General features: G+C 67.5%; 12 protein-coding genes and 1 pseudogene. 7 read left to right on the top strand and 6 right to left on the bottom strand.

The genetic code is table 11. The annotated features are described in order from the left end of the window. Positions 1 to 86: 86 nt before the first annotated feature. The 3 genes from ACZ562_RS31480 (at position 87) to ACZ562_RS31470 (ending at position 1,744) form a co-directional block, all read left to right on the top strand. On the top strand, positions 87 to 344 hold the full coding sequence (locus ACZ562_RS31480) for a hypothetical protein (protein WP_471186068.1): 258 nt from the start codon (positions 87 to 89) through the stop codon (positions 342 to 344). 8 nt (positions 345 to 352) lie between these two features. Continuing rightward, complete coding sequence (locus tag ACZ562_RS31475) at positions 353 to 721, top strand: PIN domain-containing protein (RefSeq protein ID WP_471186186.1); 369 nt, start codon at positions 353 to 355, stop codon at positions 719 to 721. A 210-nt stretch (positions 722 to 931) separates the two neighbouring features. Then, on the top strand, positions 932 to 1,744 hold the full coding sequence (locus ACZ562_RS31470; protein ID WP_471186065.1) for an SDR family NAD(P)-dependent oxidoreductase: 813 nt from the start codon (positions 932 to 934) through the stop codon (positions 1,742 to 1,744). A gap of 174 nt (positions 1,745 to 1,918) precedes the next feature. On the opposite strand, the gene ACZ562_RS31465 is transcribed toward ACZ562_RS31470, so the two are convergent. The 3 genes from ACZ562_RS31465 to ACZ562_RS31455 all read right to left on the bottom strand — a co-directional run bounded on the left by ACZ562_RS31465 (position 1,919) and on the right by ACZ562_RS31455 (position 4,857). Next, the gene (locus ACZ562_RS31465) at positions 1,919 to 2,809 is read right to left on the bottom strand and encodes an ABC transporter substrate-binding protein (protein WP_471186063.1); all 891 of its coding nucleotides are present in this window, start codon (positions 2,807 to 2,809) and stop codon (positions 1,919 to 1,921) included. Between the two features lie 689 nt (positions 2,810 to 3,498). Next, positions 3,499 to 3,975, bottom strand: a complete 477-nt coding sequence (locus tag ACZ562_RS31460; RefSeq protein ID WP_471186060.1) for an Lrp/AsnC family transcriptional regulator — start codon at positions 3,973 to 3,975, stop codon at positions 3,499 to 3,501. A gap of 402 nt (positions 3,976 to 4,377) precedes the next feature. Then, positions 4,378 to 4,857 (bottom strand): SRPBCC family protein, encoded by a 480-nt coding sequence (locus ACZ562_RS31455; RefSeq protein ID WP_471186058.1) that lies wholly within the window; start codon positions 4,855 to 4,857, stop codon positions 4,378 to 4,380. Between the two features lie 956 nt (positions 4,858 to 5,813). On the opposite strand from ACZ562_RS31455, the gene ACZ562_RS31450 reads away from it, so the two are divergent. Next, complete coding sequence (locus tag ACZ562_RS31450) at positions 5,814 to 7,214, top strand: amino acid permease (protein WP_471186056.1); 1,401 nt, start codon at positions 5,814 to 5,816, stop codon at positions 7,212 to 7,214. Beyond that, complete coding sequence (dapE, locus tag ACZ562_RS31445; RefSeq protein ID WP_471186053.1) at positions 7,211 to 8,266, top strand: succinyl-diaminopimelate desuccinylase; 1,056 nt, start codon at positions 7,211 to 7,213, stop codon at positions 8,264 to 8,266. Before ACZ562_RS31450 ends, dapE begins: the two co-directional genes overlap by 4 nt. Here dapE and ACZ562_RS31440 read toward each other — a convergent pair. Continuing rightward, positions 8,244 to 9,788, bottom strand: coding sequence for a PucR family transcriptional regulator (locus tag ACZ562_RS31440; protein ID WP_471186050.1), 1,545 nt, complete (start codon positions 9,786 to 9,788; stop codon positions 8,244 to 8,246). The genes dapE and ACZ562_RS31440 overlap by 23 nt on opposite strands. Positions 9,789 to 9,914: 126 nt before the next feature. On the opposite strand from ACZ562_RS31440, the gene ACZ562_RS31435 reads away from it, so the two are divergent. Continuing rightward, the gene (locus ACZ562_RS31435; protein WP_471186048.1) at positions 9,915 to 10,679 is read left to right on the top strand and encodes a chorismate synthase; all 765 of its coding nucleotides are present in this window, start codon (positions 9,915 to 9,917) and stop codon (positions 10,677 to 10,679) included. After that, complete coding sequence (gene menC, locus ACZ562_RS31430; RefSeq protein ID WP_471186045.1) at positions 10,676 to 11,785, top strand: o-succinylbenzoate synthase; 1,110 nt, start codon at positions 10,676 to 10,678, stop codon at positions 11,783 to 11,785. The genes ACZ562_RS31435 and menC overlap by 4 nt, the downstream gene beginning before the upstream one ends. A 673-nt stretch (positions 11,786 to 12,458) precedes the next feature. On the opposite strand, the gene pdxR is transcribed toward menC, so the two are convergent. Both pdxR and ACZ562_RS31420 read right to left on the bottom strand, forming a co-directional pair. Next, on the bottom strand, positions 12,459 to 13,868 hold the full coding sequence (gene pdxR, locus ACZ562_RS31425) for a MocR-like pyridoxine biosynthesis transcription factor PdxR (protein ID WP_471186043.1): 1,410 nt from the start codon (positions 13,866 to 13,868) through the stop codon (positions 12,459 to 12,461). Positions 13,869 to 13,986: 118 nt separating this feature from the next. Beyond that, positions 13,987 to 14,323 (bottom strand): annotated as a pseudogene (locus ACZ562_RS31420) (amino acid permease C-terminal domain-containing protein); the annotation flags it as partial. Positions 14,324 to 14,841: the final 518 nt, after the last annotated feature.

Genomic DNA, 14,841 nt, shown 5'->3' with positions numbered 1-14,841 from the left:
CAGGCAACAGGGTCGTGACTGGAATCAGTCACGTGACGGGTACGTACCCGTACCCGTATCCTTGAGGGAGAGGAAGGAGCACGACGATGTCCGATGCCAATATCCGTATCCCCGAGGAAGCCAAGGATCGGCTGGCTGTTATAGCTGCCGCTGAAGGGCTGTCGCTGCGCGCGTACCTCGCCCGTCTCGCTGAGACTTTGCTGACTCCGGCGGAGCGTGCCGAGCGAGCGGAGAAGGCCCTGGCAGCGTTGAAGGAGTTGAACGGCTACGCGCCGACCGCTGTCGAGGAGCAGGACCTGGACAGAGAGCTGGATCGGCGCCTGGCCCAGGTGACCGCCCCGTGAGCGACGCTATGCATATCGTCCTGGACGACACCGCGATGGCCGCAGCCGGCCAGGGCAACGTTCTTGCTTCCCGCCTGATCCACCGCGCCCACGCCGAATCGGGCTGGTTCCTGTACGCCCCGGCCTGCGCATTAGTTGAAGCCGATCGCGTCCGCCCCGGAACAGCCGAACATCTGGCCTCCATGCCCGGGATCACCGTCCTCGATCTGGACCTGGCTGCCGCCCTGGCCGTCGCGCGGCAGGAGACCTGGGCCGCGGCGCACAGCCAGTACGCGGCCCAGCCCACCCCGGACCGTCCCGACGGGGCGATTATCGCCACCACCGCCCCGCACCGGTGGGCAGGTGAGCCGGTCCGCGTTCTGGACCTCACGCCCTGAACGCAGCGGCAAATCGAGCGTGGCCCCGCCACCCGACGGGGCCACGGGTGCGTCACCGGGCGGCATGCAGGTGATCGCGCCGGTTGGTGCCCAGAGCCCCCACCGCTGGCGGGCGGGCTGCTCCGATGTGACGTAAGGAGCCTGGTGGTGGCAACACCAGGCTCGGCACACACTCCCTGGCCCTCCGATGGCACTGCCAGGCTGGCTGACATGACCCAGCGCACCACCTTGATCACCGGCGCTACCCAGGGCATGGGCCGCGCTCTCGCACTCGACCTGGCCCAACGCGGCGGCACAGTCCTGTTGCACGGCCGGGACCGCTCTCGCTTGGAAGCCGTGGCCACCGAAGCACGGGCCGACGCCCCCGGTACCGCCATCCGCACATACCTCGCCGACTTGTCTGACCTGGACCAGGTGCACGCAATGGCCGACCGGATCCGTACGGCGGAGCCGCACCTCGACGGCCTCATCAACAACGCGGTGGCGGGCGGCGGCGCCGAACCGCTCAAACGCGAATTGAGCCGCCAAGGCCACGAACTCCGCTTCGCCGTGAACCACCTCGCCTCTTACGCCCTCACCCGCGACCTGCTGCCCCTGCTCACCGCCTCATCTCCGGCACGAGTGATCAATGTCGCCTCGATCGGCCAGGAGCCCATCGACTTCGGCAACATCATGCTGGAACGGGACTACGAAGGTCTGCGCGCCTACTGCAGAAGCAAGCTGGCCATGATCATGGCGACCTTCGAGCTGGCCGCCGAACTGCAAGGCACCGGAGTCACGGTGAACACCCTCCATCCGGCCCACCTAATGGACACGAACGGCGTCCGCACGTACGGCCTCACCCCCATCACCAGCACGGACGAGGGTGTCCGCCCGACGGTGCGCCTACTGCTCGACCCGGAACTCGCCACCACCACGGGCCGCTATTTCGACCAGTTCACGGATACGCGGGCCCATGACCAGGCATACGACACCGAGGCCCGTGAGCGCCTGATGAAGCTGACGCACAGCCTGATCGGATAGCGCCCGCTTGTCTTTGGCTCCTGTGTGGTGGCCGTCATTCATGCCCGGCTAAAGGCGCCTTTCCGCTACCACCACCGCAATTCGACGCACAACAAATGCTGGAACGTTGCGGGGCTCATCTCGCAGGTGATCGAGGCTCTGGCCAGTGAGGTGCCGGCCGTGCGTCACGACAAATCATCGAGTGGCTGGATCGACCGGAAAGTACGGAACCTCGGACGGATCACGGCCATAGGCCTTTCCCAGGTAGACAGCCGAGAGCCTGGCGAGGGTACCGTCATTGATCAGTTGCCGGATGATCCGGTCCAGCGTCGCTTTGTTCGGGGATCCCTTCGGATAGAGGGCTCCGTAGCGCTCGCCGCTCCGGTACTGGCCGAGCACCTGCATTGTGCCGCCCGATTTCTGAGCGTACGCCAGCAAGATCGTCGTATCGTGCACGACGGCGTCCACACGCCCGTGGGCCAGGGCTGAAATCATGGCCGGGTCGTCGCGAAACACCGTCACCGGTCCGGCATGCTTCAGCCCGCTCTCGACGAACCTCTCACCCGTCGTGCCTGCGGAGACGCCGATGTGAATGTGACGCATGTTGCGGGCGTCGATGGTCGCATCAGTCTTGGCAAGCACCCCCTGGTCGACAGAGAGGTAGGGCGGGGAGAAGTCGGCCACCTTCTCGCGCTGTCGGTTGATCGTGATTTCGGACAGTGCGAGGTCGAATTTTTTCGTCTTCCCGGCCACGAGTTCGGTGAAGGGCACGTTCTTTACCTTCACTCTGTCGAGCCCGGCTCGATAGGCGATGTTGGCTGCCATGCAGTACTCGTATCCGTCCCGGATTGTGTCGGGCGTTTTGCCATTCCACCAGCCTGGTGCCGGGAGGCTCACTTCGACCGTCAGCGCACCGGCCGACGTCGGAGCAAGCTTGAACTGCCCATACCTGCCCGAGACCTCGCAGTCGCCGTATGTCGGGTCTGCGGCACGCGGCTCTCCTTGATGGATGCATGCCACCATCCCGATCCCAATGACGAAGGCTCCGGAGGCGGCCCGGGTGGCGATCGCTGCTGCGTTGGGCATGGCACCTCCGGTAAAGCAGGCCATCGTTCCTAGTAGAACATCGCGAACGTACGCACACCGTGCTTTCGATCGGAGTCTTCCCCTGACACCGGCGGCAGCACTGAGAGGGTGCCTGGAGCTGTCAACGGCGACCGCGGTGTCACCAGACAGGCCAGACCCGCTGTCGGCCCGGGCGGGCACTTTCTGAAGAAGAGGAGGCTGCCCCGCGCGGACCGGGGGAGGATCCGCGCGGGACAGGTTCGTGGGGCAGCCACGGCGTGCTCGCTCATCTCGAGAGCTTCGATTCGACCAGTTCCCGCAGGCCACCTGCGTCCTCGGCGCTGTTCGCCAGCCTGTGGTCGAGGCAGGGCACCGTCGGAGAGGTGCAGTCGAAAGACTGGCGTACTGGCCGGAGTTGGTCACAGCGACGCCGGTGCGTCCTTTGCGATCTCGATGAACGCCCAGGCTGCAAGTAGATCTTCGGGAAGCCCACCGATAGGAGTCCAGGTATCCTCATGTCGGCTCACTTTCGATCCCGTGTACGGCATGAGCGTAGGGGCTGTGAATGGCCACACGCAATGCGTATTCATTGCCTGCCAGGCAGCGATTGCTCCACAAATCCCGGACTCGCGCAAGATCGTTGCGTGACACTGGTCGATGTACGGCTGTATTGATCTACGCGTGGTTCGCCGACAGGTCGACTGCCATCGTCAGCCGATGAGGCGGGAGAGCGCCACGGAGCTGCGGCTGCGCCGAACCCCCGGCTCGCGCCGGATCCGCTCGATGACAGCTTCCAGAGCCGGGATGTCCCGGGTCTGCAGATGCACCAGCGCGTCTGGTTCCCCTGTGACCGTCCAGGCGGCTGTGACTTCGGGAAACTGGCGAAGAGATGACAGAATCTCCTCCGGAGGAGTGCGTTCTTTGCAATAAATCTCGACGAAGGCTTCCGTGGCCCATCCGAGCAACACGGGGTCGAGGACTACCGTGAAACCCCGAATCACTCCTCGGGCCACCAGTCGGTCGATGCGGCGCTTGACTGCACTGGCGGAGAGGTTGACCTTTCCTCCGGCCTGCGCGTAGGAAGTCCGGCTGTCTTCTCCCATTATCCCCAAAAGCGTGCGGTCGATATCATCGAGGTCGATGGACGACGTCGAGAGATCCTGAACCAGGGAGCGATGAAGAGTCACAGGAGCAGTCCAACTTCCAATATTACTAAATTGGGCAAAAAATGCGAAAGGGGCGGGCGATTTTCCCGGAATATTTCCTTCCGGTGAAGGCTTCCAGAGGAAGCTTCGCCGGGCTACTCGGTGGTGTGTGCGTGATCCCGTGCCAATGCGTCGGAATCAGGATCGGGCAATGGTCCCTGAGGTCGAGCAAACGCCTCCTCGGACCGACGCGCCGCGCGCAGCAAGGCAGGCCGGGAGACGCCGTCCCATGGATTCCATCACGACGACCCCGGCTTCGCTCGCTTTCCCGTGTTCTTGAAGACCCATGGGCGAGCTCAGTATGGGAAACGGCTGGGGAGGCGTGTCACGGGTCCCGACGGCGCCCGTGATTCGGTGCTCCGCCAACTCCAACACCGCCCGGTGTCATCTGAGCGTTTCCAGCGTACTGGGGTGCTCCGAAGGTCCGAACGCCGTCGACTCCAGAACCTGCTTGAGGCGAGAGAAATTGCGGTCGAGGTTCCTCTGCGTGGAGGATGCGATCAGGCCCTGGCACACGCGCAGCAGGCCGGTCGGACGGCCGGTCACGGCGAACTCCAGTTCGGTTCCTTCGCCTTGAGATGAGAGCCGATACGCGAGTGTCATGGGGAACGGGCCAGACGTGCTCTCTATGACGATGTGGTGTGGTCGTTCGTGCATCACGATCTTCCACGTGTAGCGGTACTCGCGTCCCATCGATCGCAGCCGCGTACGTACCGTGGTTCCGATCCCTATGGGCTCGGGAGAGGTGAGCTCCTCGCTGATCACATCTGTGTCCCACTGCGGTCGATTGCGCGCATCTTCAACAAAGGAAAAAACCTCTTCGACGGCGCGGTCGATCGAGATCCTGACGGCACTGGTGAACATGTCGAGTTCCTCATCATGATTTAGTGGCAAAACCGGTGCAGCGCCTGGAGACCTCAGCCATCCGGTTCGGCGGTCGGCCGGGCTGCCTCGCGCGGCAGGCCGCGAGCTGTGCGGCCGTCACTACGAGAAGGACATCGCCTCTTGCCAAATCGTCGTCCAGAGGTGCCACGGGGGTCAGTCGCCTCTTTCGCGTCTTGCCCCCGGAAAACAGGGGGCTGGTTCGATGTTTGCCCACGCGGAGCCAGTGCTCGTTGCCTGTTCGCCACCGGTCCCTCGGAAGGTTAGGGCGCGTGCCGGGCTGGCGCTGTGTCCACTCGTCTCCTCTGTGATGTGGCCACTTCGGGGCGTCGTCTCCTCTGTGATGTGGCCACTTCGGGGAGCCGGTGCTGGTGGTCGGCGTCCTTGTCGAGCCTGATCGCTGTGGGCCGGCTGTGTCGTCCGCTCGGGGAAGATCAGGGGCGCCATGAACACGATCACCTGGCCCGGTGACGACTGCGAAGTTCCCGCCAGCACCACGATCCAGCTCAGGCCAAGCATCGAGACATCGGCACCAACCGCATCCGGCGCCTGGCACCGGACGGCGGCGAGCGCGTCGCGGCCGTCGTCCGCCAGGACTACCGAGAACCCGTTCCGCTGCAGTCCGCGCTCCAGGGGGCGCCGAGTGGCCCAGGCGTCATCGGCGACCAGCGGTCAGGTCGAAGGAAGCGTCGGGAAGGGGTGGCGAGGTGGGCGCAGCCGTGCGTCAGCGCTCTGCCGGTTGTGTGATTGGGTGCATGGCCGAGCCGAGCCAGCGCTTTGGCCGACCCGCCAAATCGCCCTGCCAATCTCTGGCTGATCCGCCCACCGCCGCCTGTCTCTCCGTCCACATCATCAGGGGCCAACAGCGCATTCGTGGAGGGAGTGGCCCGGTGGAATCAGTCGGTACTCGGACCGAGGTCAGGCAACGGACAGGCCCCGTGGGCAAGTGGACGAGGCGGCAGGGCGTCGGTGCAGCCGTCGACGCAGCCTGCGACAGCCCGCTGAAGCGGACCATGGGCGTCGCCCAACTCACCCTGCTCAGCGTGGGGGCCACCCTCGGTACCGGCATTTTCGTCGTGCTCGGGGAAGCCGTCCCCGAGGCCGGGCCTGCGATCGTCGTGTCATTCGTGCTGGCCGGCGTGACCGCGCTGTTCTCCGCGCTGTCGTACGCCGAACTGGCTGGCATGATGCCCGGCTCGGGGTCGTCGTACAGCTACGCCTACGCCACCCTCGGCGAGCTGGTCGCCTGGGTCTGCGGCTGGTGTCTGATCCTGGAGTACGGAGTCTCCGTCGCAGCCGTGGCGGTCGGCTGGGGGCAGTACGTCAACGAGCTCCTCGACCTCACGTTCGGTGTGACTCTCCCCGAGTCGCTGAGCGCCCCGCCCGGCCTCGGCGGCACCCTCAACATCCCCGCCGCACTCATCGTCGTACTCGCCATGGTTGTCCTGCTGCGCGGCGCCCGTGAGAGCGCCGTCGCCAACACCGTCATGGTCGCCGTGAAGGTCGCCGCGCTGCTGATGTTCTGTGCGGTCGCGTTCACCGCCTTCCACGCCGGGAACTTCCAGCCGCTGTTCCCCCTCGGCGCGGCAGGGATGAGTGCGGGCGCGGCCTCGCTCTTCTTCTCCTACATCGGGTTCGACGCCGCCTCGACTGCGGGTGAGGAGGCCCGCAACCCACAGCGCGACCTGCCCCGCGCGATCATCATCTCCCTCGTCCTCATCACCGCGCTCTACGTCCTCGTCGCGGTCGCCGCGCTCGGCGCCATGCCGTGGAAGGCGTTCGAGGGGACCGAGGCCACGCTGAGCGAGGTGCTCGTGCAGGCCGTCGGCGGAGGCAGCCTGTGGCCGATCCTCCTCTCCGTCGGTGCCGTCGTCGCCACCACCAGCGTCGTGCTCGCCGTGCAGTACGGGCAGATCCGCATCCTGTTCGCCATGGCCCGGGACGGGCTGGTGCCGCCGCTGTTCGCCAAGGTGCATCCGCGCACCGGTGTCCCGCGCGCCAACACCGTCATCGTCTCGTCCTTCATCGCCGTCCTCGCCGCCCTCGTCCCGCTGGGCAGCCTCGCCGACGCCACCAGCATCGGCACCCTCTTCGCCTTCATGCTGGTCAACCTGGCGGTCGTGCTGCTGCGTCGGCGTAACCCCGAGGCTCCCCGCTCCTTCCGCGTCCCCTTCTCGCCCGTGACGCCGATCCTGGGCGTCCTGTTCTGCGGCTACATGCTGTTCAGCCTCGGCGCCGACACCTGGATCGCGTTCGGCGTCTGGATGGCGGCGGGCCTGGTGATCTACGGGTGCTACGGCGTCCGGCACTCCAAGCTGAACGGGCAGGTGCAGGCGTGAGTGCCCTCGATCTCACCTCCGACGTCGTCGCCCTCACCCGCGCCCTCGTCGACATCCCCTCCGAGAGCGGCCAGGAACACCTTCTGGCGGACGCCGTGGAAGCCTTCCTGAGTGCCCTTCCCCACCTCACCGTCGACCGCATCGGCAACTCCGTCGTCGCCCGCACCGACCTCGGCCGCTCCCAAAGAGCGGTCCTGGCCGGGCACTTGGACACCGTCCCGGCCGCCGGGAACCTGCTCTCCCGGCTCCACAAGGACCGTGTGCACGGCCTCGGCGCCTGCGACATGAAAGGCGGCGTCGCCGTCGCACTGCGCCTCGCGGCCACCGTCGCGGCTCCCACCCGCGACCTCACCTACGTCTTCTACGAGTGCGAGGAGGTCGAGGGCGACCGCAACGGGCTGCACCGGATCGCCGGCCACCGCCCCGAACTCCTCGCCGCCGACCTCGCCGTCCTCATGGAACCCTCCGACGCGGGCATCGAGGCCGGCTGCCAGGGCGTGCTCACCGCCGACATCGTCGTACGCGGCGAACGCGCCCACACCGCCCGCTCCTGGATGGGCGTCAACGCCGCGCACCTCGCCGCACCCGTCCTTCAGCGCCTCGCCGACCACAGGCCCGAGCGCGTCGTGATCGACGGGCTGGAGTACCGCGAGGGGCTCAGTGCGGTCGCCGTGCACGCCGGGGTCGCCGGGAACGTCGTACCCGACGAGTGCGTCATCACCGTCAACTACCGTTTCGCTCCCAGTCGTTCGCCGCAGGGCGCGGAGGAGTGCGTACGGAAGCTCTTTCCCGAGTACGAGGTCCACGTCACCGAAGTCGTGCCGGGCGCCCTTCCAGGACTGGAGCGGCTCGCCGACCTCGTCACCGCACTCGGCGCCACGCCCCGCCCCAAGCTCGGCTGGACGGACGTGGCCCGCTTCACCGCCCTCGGGACGCCTGCTCTCAACTACGGCCCCGGAGACCCGACGCTCGCGCACACGGCGGGGGAGTACGTCCCGGTGGCCCACCTCAGGGAGTGCGAGGCGAGCCTCAAGCGGTGGCTGAGCCCCTGAGTCCAGCCAGCGTCCTCAACTGCAGCCACAGCACCAGCCGTTCGTCGGGATCGTCGAGGTCGATCCCGACCTGGTGCTGCGCCTGCTTCAGACGGTAGCGGCAGGTGTTCGGGTGCACGGCGAGCAGCTTCGCCGCGCCCCCCATGTCGCAACCCGCGTCGAACCAACTGATCAGGGTGCGCGCGTAGTCGGTGCCGTGCGTCCCGTCGTAGGCCAGCACGCGCCGCCACGCCCCGGCGCTCAACTCCCGCCGCTCGCCCAGCACTTCCGTCAGCCGCAGCAGCGTCACACGCGGGCGCACCTCGTCCACCGTCGCCACTGGCAGCTCTGGCCCGAGCACGCGCAGCACCAGATCGGCGTCCTCCCGCGACCCCACGACCCCCGCCGGCCCGGGAACCACGTCACCCAGTGCCGCCCGCACGGCCACCCGCAAGGCGTGTCCGGCCCGCGTCACGATGTCCTCGGCCAGCCGCTTGTGGCGCGCGCCCGGTGCCGGAAGGACGGCGTACACCACCCCGTCGACCAGCACACACGCGTGCCGCCCGTAACGCGCCTCGCACTGCAGGCGTACGACGTCCAGCAGGCGCAGCGCGGTCTGCTCGGCGTCCGGCAGGCTCGCGGCGTCGAGTACGAACGCGGCCACCCGCGCCGGTCCTTCAAGTCCCAGGCGCTGGGCGGCCGTTGCCGCATCGGCCGTGCCCTCGAGCAGACGGCGCAGCAGGTCGCTGTTCTGGTGGCGGGCCAGCTCCTGCGCCGCGCGGGCCCGCAGGAGGAGCAGCGCCGCCGTGGACGCGCCCTGCGTGAGGGTCTCCTCGGCGTCAGGCGCGAGTGTGCCGTCGTCGACCACCCAGACCGAGCCGAGCGTCTCGCCGCCGGCCCGCACGGCGACCGCGAGGCGCGGCAGGTCGCCGTCGAGCAGCGCGGGCAGCCGTACGGGCCCCGCAGCCGCGAACAGCACCCGGTATTGCTCCGTGTTGGCCGGGCTGACCGGCACCTGGCGGCCGAGGATGCCCTGTCGCCGGTCCTCGTCGACCGGCTGGCCGGGGACGGTGGAGTAAGCGAGGATCCGCTGGCGCGGATCCTCCACGGTCGTCGCCCCGCCGGTGGCTGCCGCCACCGCGCCCGCGAGTGCGAACAGGTCTCCGAGGCCCCCCGCCGTCGGTGCGGGCCGGGCTCCGATCGCCGAGGACAGCAGCAGGTGGACGTGGTGCCAGGCCGCGTCCTCGTCGACCGAGAGCAGCGCGATGCCGTGTGCTTCGGCCTCGTCGGCCGGACCGTCCAGGCCTCGTACGACGAGACCGGTCATCCCGGCCTCCGCGGCCACCCGGACGAGCGGCCCTGCCGCCGCCGCCCGCACCCCGACCGCGAGCAGCAGCGCACCGGGCGCGTGCGGCAGCGGGGCGTGGGCGTCGTACAGCACCGCCTCGGTGACCGGGGCGGCGAGCCCTGCGGGGGCGGTGTGCCGGCGCAGCGAGTGGCCGCCGATGACGTCCAGGAGGTCGCCGAGGGTGCAGGCGTCCATGAGGCTCCTCGATGCGGGGACGGCGGATGAGCCGGCCCGACGGATTGGCCGATCTCGAAACGAAGGTACGCATGCCTTGTCCGTTCGCACAATGTGTGGGCATCACCCGATGGCGAAACTCGACCCATGACGCCCGGACTGAGCATCCGCACCGTGCACGACGTCGCCGGCCTCACGGCCGTAGCCAACTACTTCAGCGACGTCTGGCAGACCCCCCGCACCGCCCCGCCCTACCCGGCCGAGGTGCTGCACAGCCTCGTCCATGCGGGCGGCGCCGTCCACGCCGCCTCCGACGGGACGCGCGTCGCGGGAGCGGCAGTCGCCGTATTCGGACCGCGGCAGGACACGTACTCGCTGGTCACCGCCGCCGACCAGGGCCTCGGGTACGCCGTGAAGCAGGCTCAGCGCGCCTGGGCCCTGGAGCTCGGCGCCGGCACCATGCGCTGGACCTTCGACCCGCTGGTCGGCCGCAACGCCCGCTTCAACCTGGCCAAGCTGGGCGCCGTCGGCACCGAGTACAACATCGACTTCTACGGCCCCATGACGGACGGCCTGAACGACGGCGACGAGAGCGACCGGCTGACGGTGACGTGGGACCTGACGGCGCCGACACCGTCGTACGAGACGGGCGATCGCGAGACCGCGCCCGCCACCCACCAGGCGCCCGACGGCGACCCCCTGGCCCGCCGCGACCTCGCCGACCGGCACCTCTGGTGCCGTGTACCGCACGACGTCGTCAGGCTCCGCTCCGCCGATCCCGTCCTCGCCCTGCGCTGGCGGCACGCCGTGCGTGAGGTGTTCACGGAGGCCTTCGCACAGGGATTCAGGGCCACTGGGATGTCCAGAGACGGCTGGTACACGCTCGCCCGCACTCCGGAGGAAGCCTCATGAAGCTCGAACGCGTGGAGATCGTCCACGTTGCGATCCCTCTCGTCACCCCGTTCCGTACCTCCTTCGGCACGATGACGACGAAGGACACCTTCCTCCTGCACGTCGTCACGGACGAGGCCGAGGGATGGTCGGAGTTCGCCGCCGACCCCGAGCCGCTGTACTGCTCCGAGTTCGTGGCAGGCGCGGAGCTTGTGCTGCGCGACTTCCTGCTGCCGCGTGTCGCCGCCCTGCCACACCTCACCGCGGCCACCCTCGCCCCCGCGACGGCGAAGATCAAGGGCCACGAGCTGGCGAAGGCGGCCCTGGAGACGGCGGTCCTGGACGCGGAGCTACGTGCGTACGGCATGCCTCTCGCCACCTACCTGGGCGCGGTGCGCGAACGGGTCCCCGCCGGCGTGTCGGTCGGCATCCACGAGTCCGTGTCGGCCCTCCTGAACGACGTCGAGCGCTATCTCAGCGAGGGCTACGTCCGCATCAAGCTGAAGATCGAGCCGGGCTGGGACATCGAGCCGGTACGGGCGGTACGCGAACGCTTCGGGGACGCCCTGCCACTCCAGGTCGACGCCAACACGGCGTACACGCTCGCGGACGCCGAGCACCTGCGCCGCCTCGACGACTTCGGACTGCTGCTGATCGAGGAGCCGCTGGAGGAGAACAACCTCCACGGCCATGCACAGCTTCAGCGGCGCAACACCACCCCCGTCTGCCTCGACGAGTCCCTCCACAGTGCCCGGGACACCGCTTCCGCGATCGCGATGGAGGCATGCCGGGTCGTCAATGTGAAGCCCGCGCGCGTGGGCGGCTATCTGGAGGCCCGCCGCGTCCACGACGTGGCGCACGCACACGGGGTGCCGGTGTGGTGCGGCGGCATGCTCGAGACCGGAATCGGCCGCGCCCCGAACCTCGCCCTGGCCGCCCTTCCAGGCTTCACCCTCCCCGGCGACACCTCGGCCTCCTCCCGCTACTTCGTCGAGGACATCACCGAGCCCTTCGTCCTGAAAGACGGCCACCTGCCAGTCCCGACCACCCCAGGGATCGGTGTCGAACCGCTGCCGGAGGCACTCCGGCGCTTCACGAGGGAGCGGCGAGACCTGTACGTGAGCTGACCCGCACCTGGTCGGAGTCACCGCCACCTTGGATTGCTCCCGTGCTCTTGTCTGGCACGCCCCAGGCCCTCGCCGTCTACGCCCTGCCCGTCGGGCGCCGTTCGCCACGGCGGTCTCACGCCGATGCCGTTTTCGCTGGCGCAACCCGGGATGGCGGCGAACGTGCTCGGGGACTTCCCGGGCACACCAGTGATCGAGCAGAGAGCTGTCCCCACGCGGGGGAGCCTTCCGCGTGGGGACAGGTTTAGAGGGCAGCCGTGATGTGTACGGTGACCGTCACTACAGGGATCGCATCGCCTCTTGTCTCTGTTTGGCGGCTGCCAACCGCAGAGGAGGTTCGATGTAGTCGGACCAGCGCCGGCACGTCCTTGGAGTCTCCCTGCAACCGGTTGTCCTGGATCGCAGCCACCCAATTGCCCACGGAACCGGTGATCGTTGCCTGTTGGGCACCGGCCCCTCGCAAGGCTAGGGCGGGTGCCGGGCTGACACGATGTCCACTCGTCACCTCTGTGACGTGGCCACTTCCGGGCGCCGGTGCTGTGGTTGGCGTCCTTGTCGGGCCTGATCGCTGCGGGCCGGCAGTGTCATCCGCTCGGGGGATCAGGGCCGGCCCCCCTTCTCGCGGCCGATGGGACAGCGTGGAAAGGCCTGGCCGGGCTGAAAGGACCCTCTCTCAACTGACGGCTTGGAGCTGTTCGTCGAGAGCCTCACGGATCGCTGATACCGAGGCTTGAATGCCCGTCCTGGGAAGGTTGTGGTATCCGAGGACCAGTGCTGGTGACCGTGATGCACCGTCGAAGTGAAAGTGACTCGCCCCCTGCACGAGCACCGAGCGACGTCGGATGCCTTTCACCAGTGCCGTCTCATCAACAGTGGGCGGTAACTCGACGTAAAGGCTGCTCCCTGACACGGCTCCAAGCACCACGCACTCGGGCAGGTTGTGGCGGACGGCTTCCTGCACCGCCTCCTGTCGTTCCCGGTATTGGGACCGCAAGCGCCGCAGGTGGCGGTCCAAGAGCCCCGAACTGATCATCTCAGCGAATGCCAGCTGAGTGAGGGAATCAGACCCCATATCCCACCGTGACCACGTCTTCTTCGCCACGGGCAGGAGCCCGACGGGCAGAGCCAGCCAGCCGATGCGTATGCCGGGCAGCAGAGAGCTGCCGGCGCAGCCGACGTAGATCACGCGCTCTGGCTGCAGAGGTTGCAACGCCGTCTGTCGTGGACGTTTGTCGTACCAGAATTCTCCTCCGCAGTCGTGTTCGATGACGACGCGGGCACCACTGGCGGCCCACCGCAAGAGGGCCTCTCTTCGATCTCTGTCGAGAGCCACACCTGTCGGGAATTGGTGAGTCGGCGTAACGAGTATGGCTCGGACGTCCATCCGCGACAGTGCTTGCACGTCGAGCCCGTGGCGGTCCACCGGAACCGGCCGGGGGCGAATACCGTTATCTCGGATCGTCTGCCAGTGATTCTTGTGGCCAGGGTCCTCCACGGCGAGCTCCCGGATACCGAGCTCGTTGAGCAATTCGCAGACTACCGCGACGCACTGCGTGACTCCGGACGTGACGAGCAAACAGGATTCGTTCGTCACCCGGATGCTGTGCATGCGTCCGAGGTAACTGGCCAGCGCGTCCTGGAGGATGTGGACTCCGCCGAACGGCGGGACGTCGAAGTCACTTCGTGCTGCCCCCACCAAGACCCGGCGATAGCAATGGAGCCAGTCACGCCGGGGGAAGTTGGCGGTGTCGGCTTGTCCGGTGCGCAGGTCCCAATGGACCGGAGCAACCTTCTCGTCTGCGCGTCCTGGCATCGTGGGAAGTCTCGCCGTAGGGACATGGGCGACGCGTGTTCCCGATCCCCGGAGCGAGCTCAAGTAACCTTCGGCCGTCAGCTGTTCATATGCCAGATAAGTGACGGTCCGTGACACACCGAGGTCGATCGCCAACTGCCGGGTGGAAGGCAGTCGCGCTCCAGGTGCCAGCACGCCCTCCGAGATTTGGCGCCGGATCCCCATTTTGATCTGGTTGGTGAGCGGAAAGCCCGAATCGCGGTCAACGGTGATCGTGAGATGCCACGGCATGGTCTTGATTACTTTCGGCTCTCGTCAGGGTAGCTGCAGACGAAGACTCGCCCCTCCGGAATTCGCGCGGTGGTGTCCTGCTCCGGGAGGCAGAGGTCGGGCGTGAGTGAAAGGGCGGTCAGATTTGCGTGGTTCCGGCTGCGGGACGGGAGCGGTGGCGCCCGTAAAGGATGTAGATGGCCAGGCCGACCACGATCCATCCGCCGAAGGGCAGCCATGTGATGACTTCGAGGCTGAGCATCAACCACTCGCATAGCAGCAGCCCGATGGTGGCCGTGAGCGAGGGCCAGCGGTGCCCGGAACGTTCGCGCCATGTCGGGACGGGTACGTCGCAGAACGATGACCGCAACATTGACGAGGGCGAAGGCGAGCAACGTGTCGATGCTGGTGGCGTCTGCCAGCTGACACCGAGGGACCGGAGCGGCAAGTACGCCGCAGAAGAGCGAGACGATCACCCCGATACTGATCAGCGTGAGCTGCCGTATGCCGAGGGTCTGGACCAGGCTGCCGCCCTCGCCGTGACCGCCGTCAGCGATGAGTTCCTCGACGGGCTTGCGACGCATGAGGGCTGTGAACGTGTTGCGTCTCGGCCCATGGTGTCGCTCGTGACGGGGAGGGCACGATTCGGCTGGTGCGCCGTGGTCCATTGCAGGGCTCCGTAGAATATCGGACGGCCATGCGGCCGCAGAGGTTGCTGCGGTCCTTGCCGTGCTGGCGCCGGGCGGCGCACCGCCGCACCCGGATATCCCCCGATCCCGCGACGGAAGGTCAAGGGACGGATGGGGGCACGGAATTCGCAGGATGATGGACAGGCGATTTACCGGAGGAGCTCGCGGGTTGCGGAGGAGTGAGGTCATCACCTGGGCCCCGACGCCGCACAGCTGTTGATCCGGTGTACGGCAGGAAGCGTACGGGCTGCGAATGGCCACACGTAATGCACAATCGTTGCCTGGTCGGCCCAGATCGCTGCACG

Source organism: Streptomyces sp. NPDC040410, from assembly GCF_055595715.1.
The sequence above is the reverse complement of the archived record's forward strand: the minus strand, read 5'-3'. Positions and strand labels throughout refer to the sequence as shown.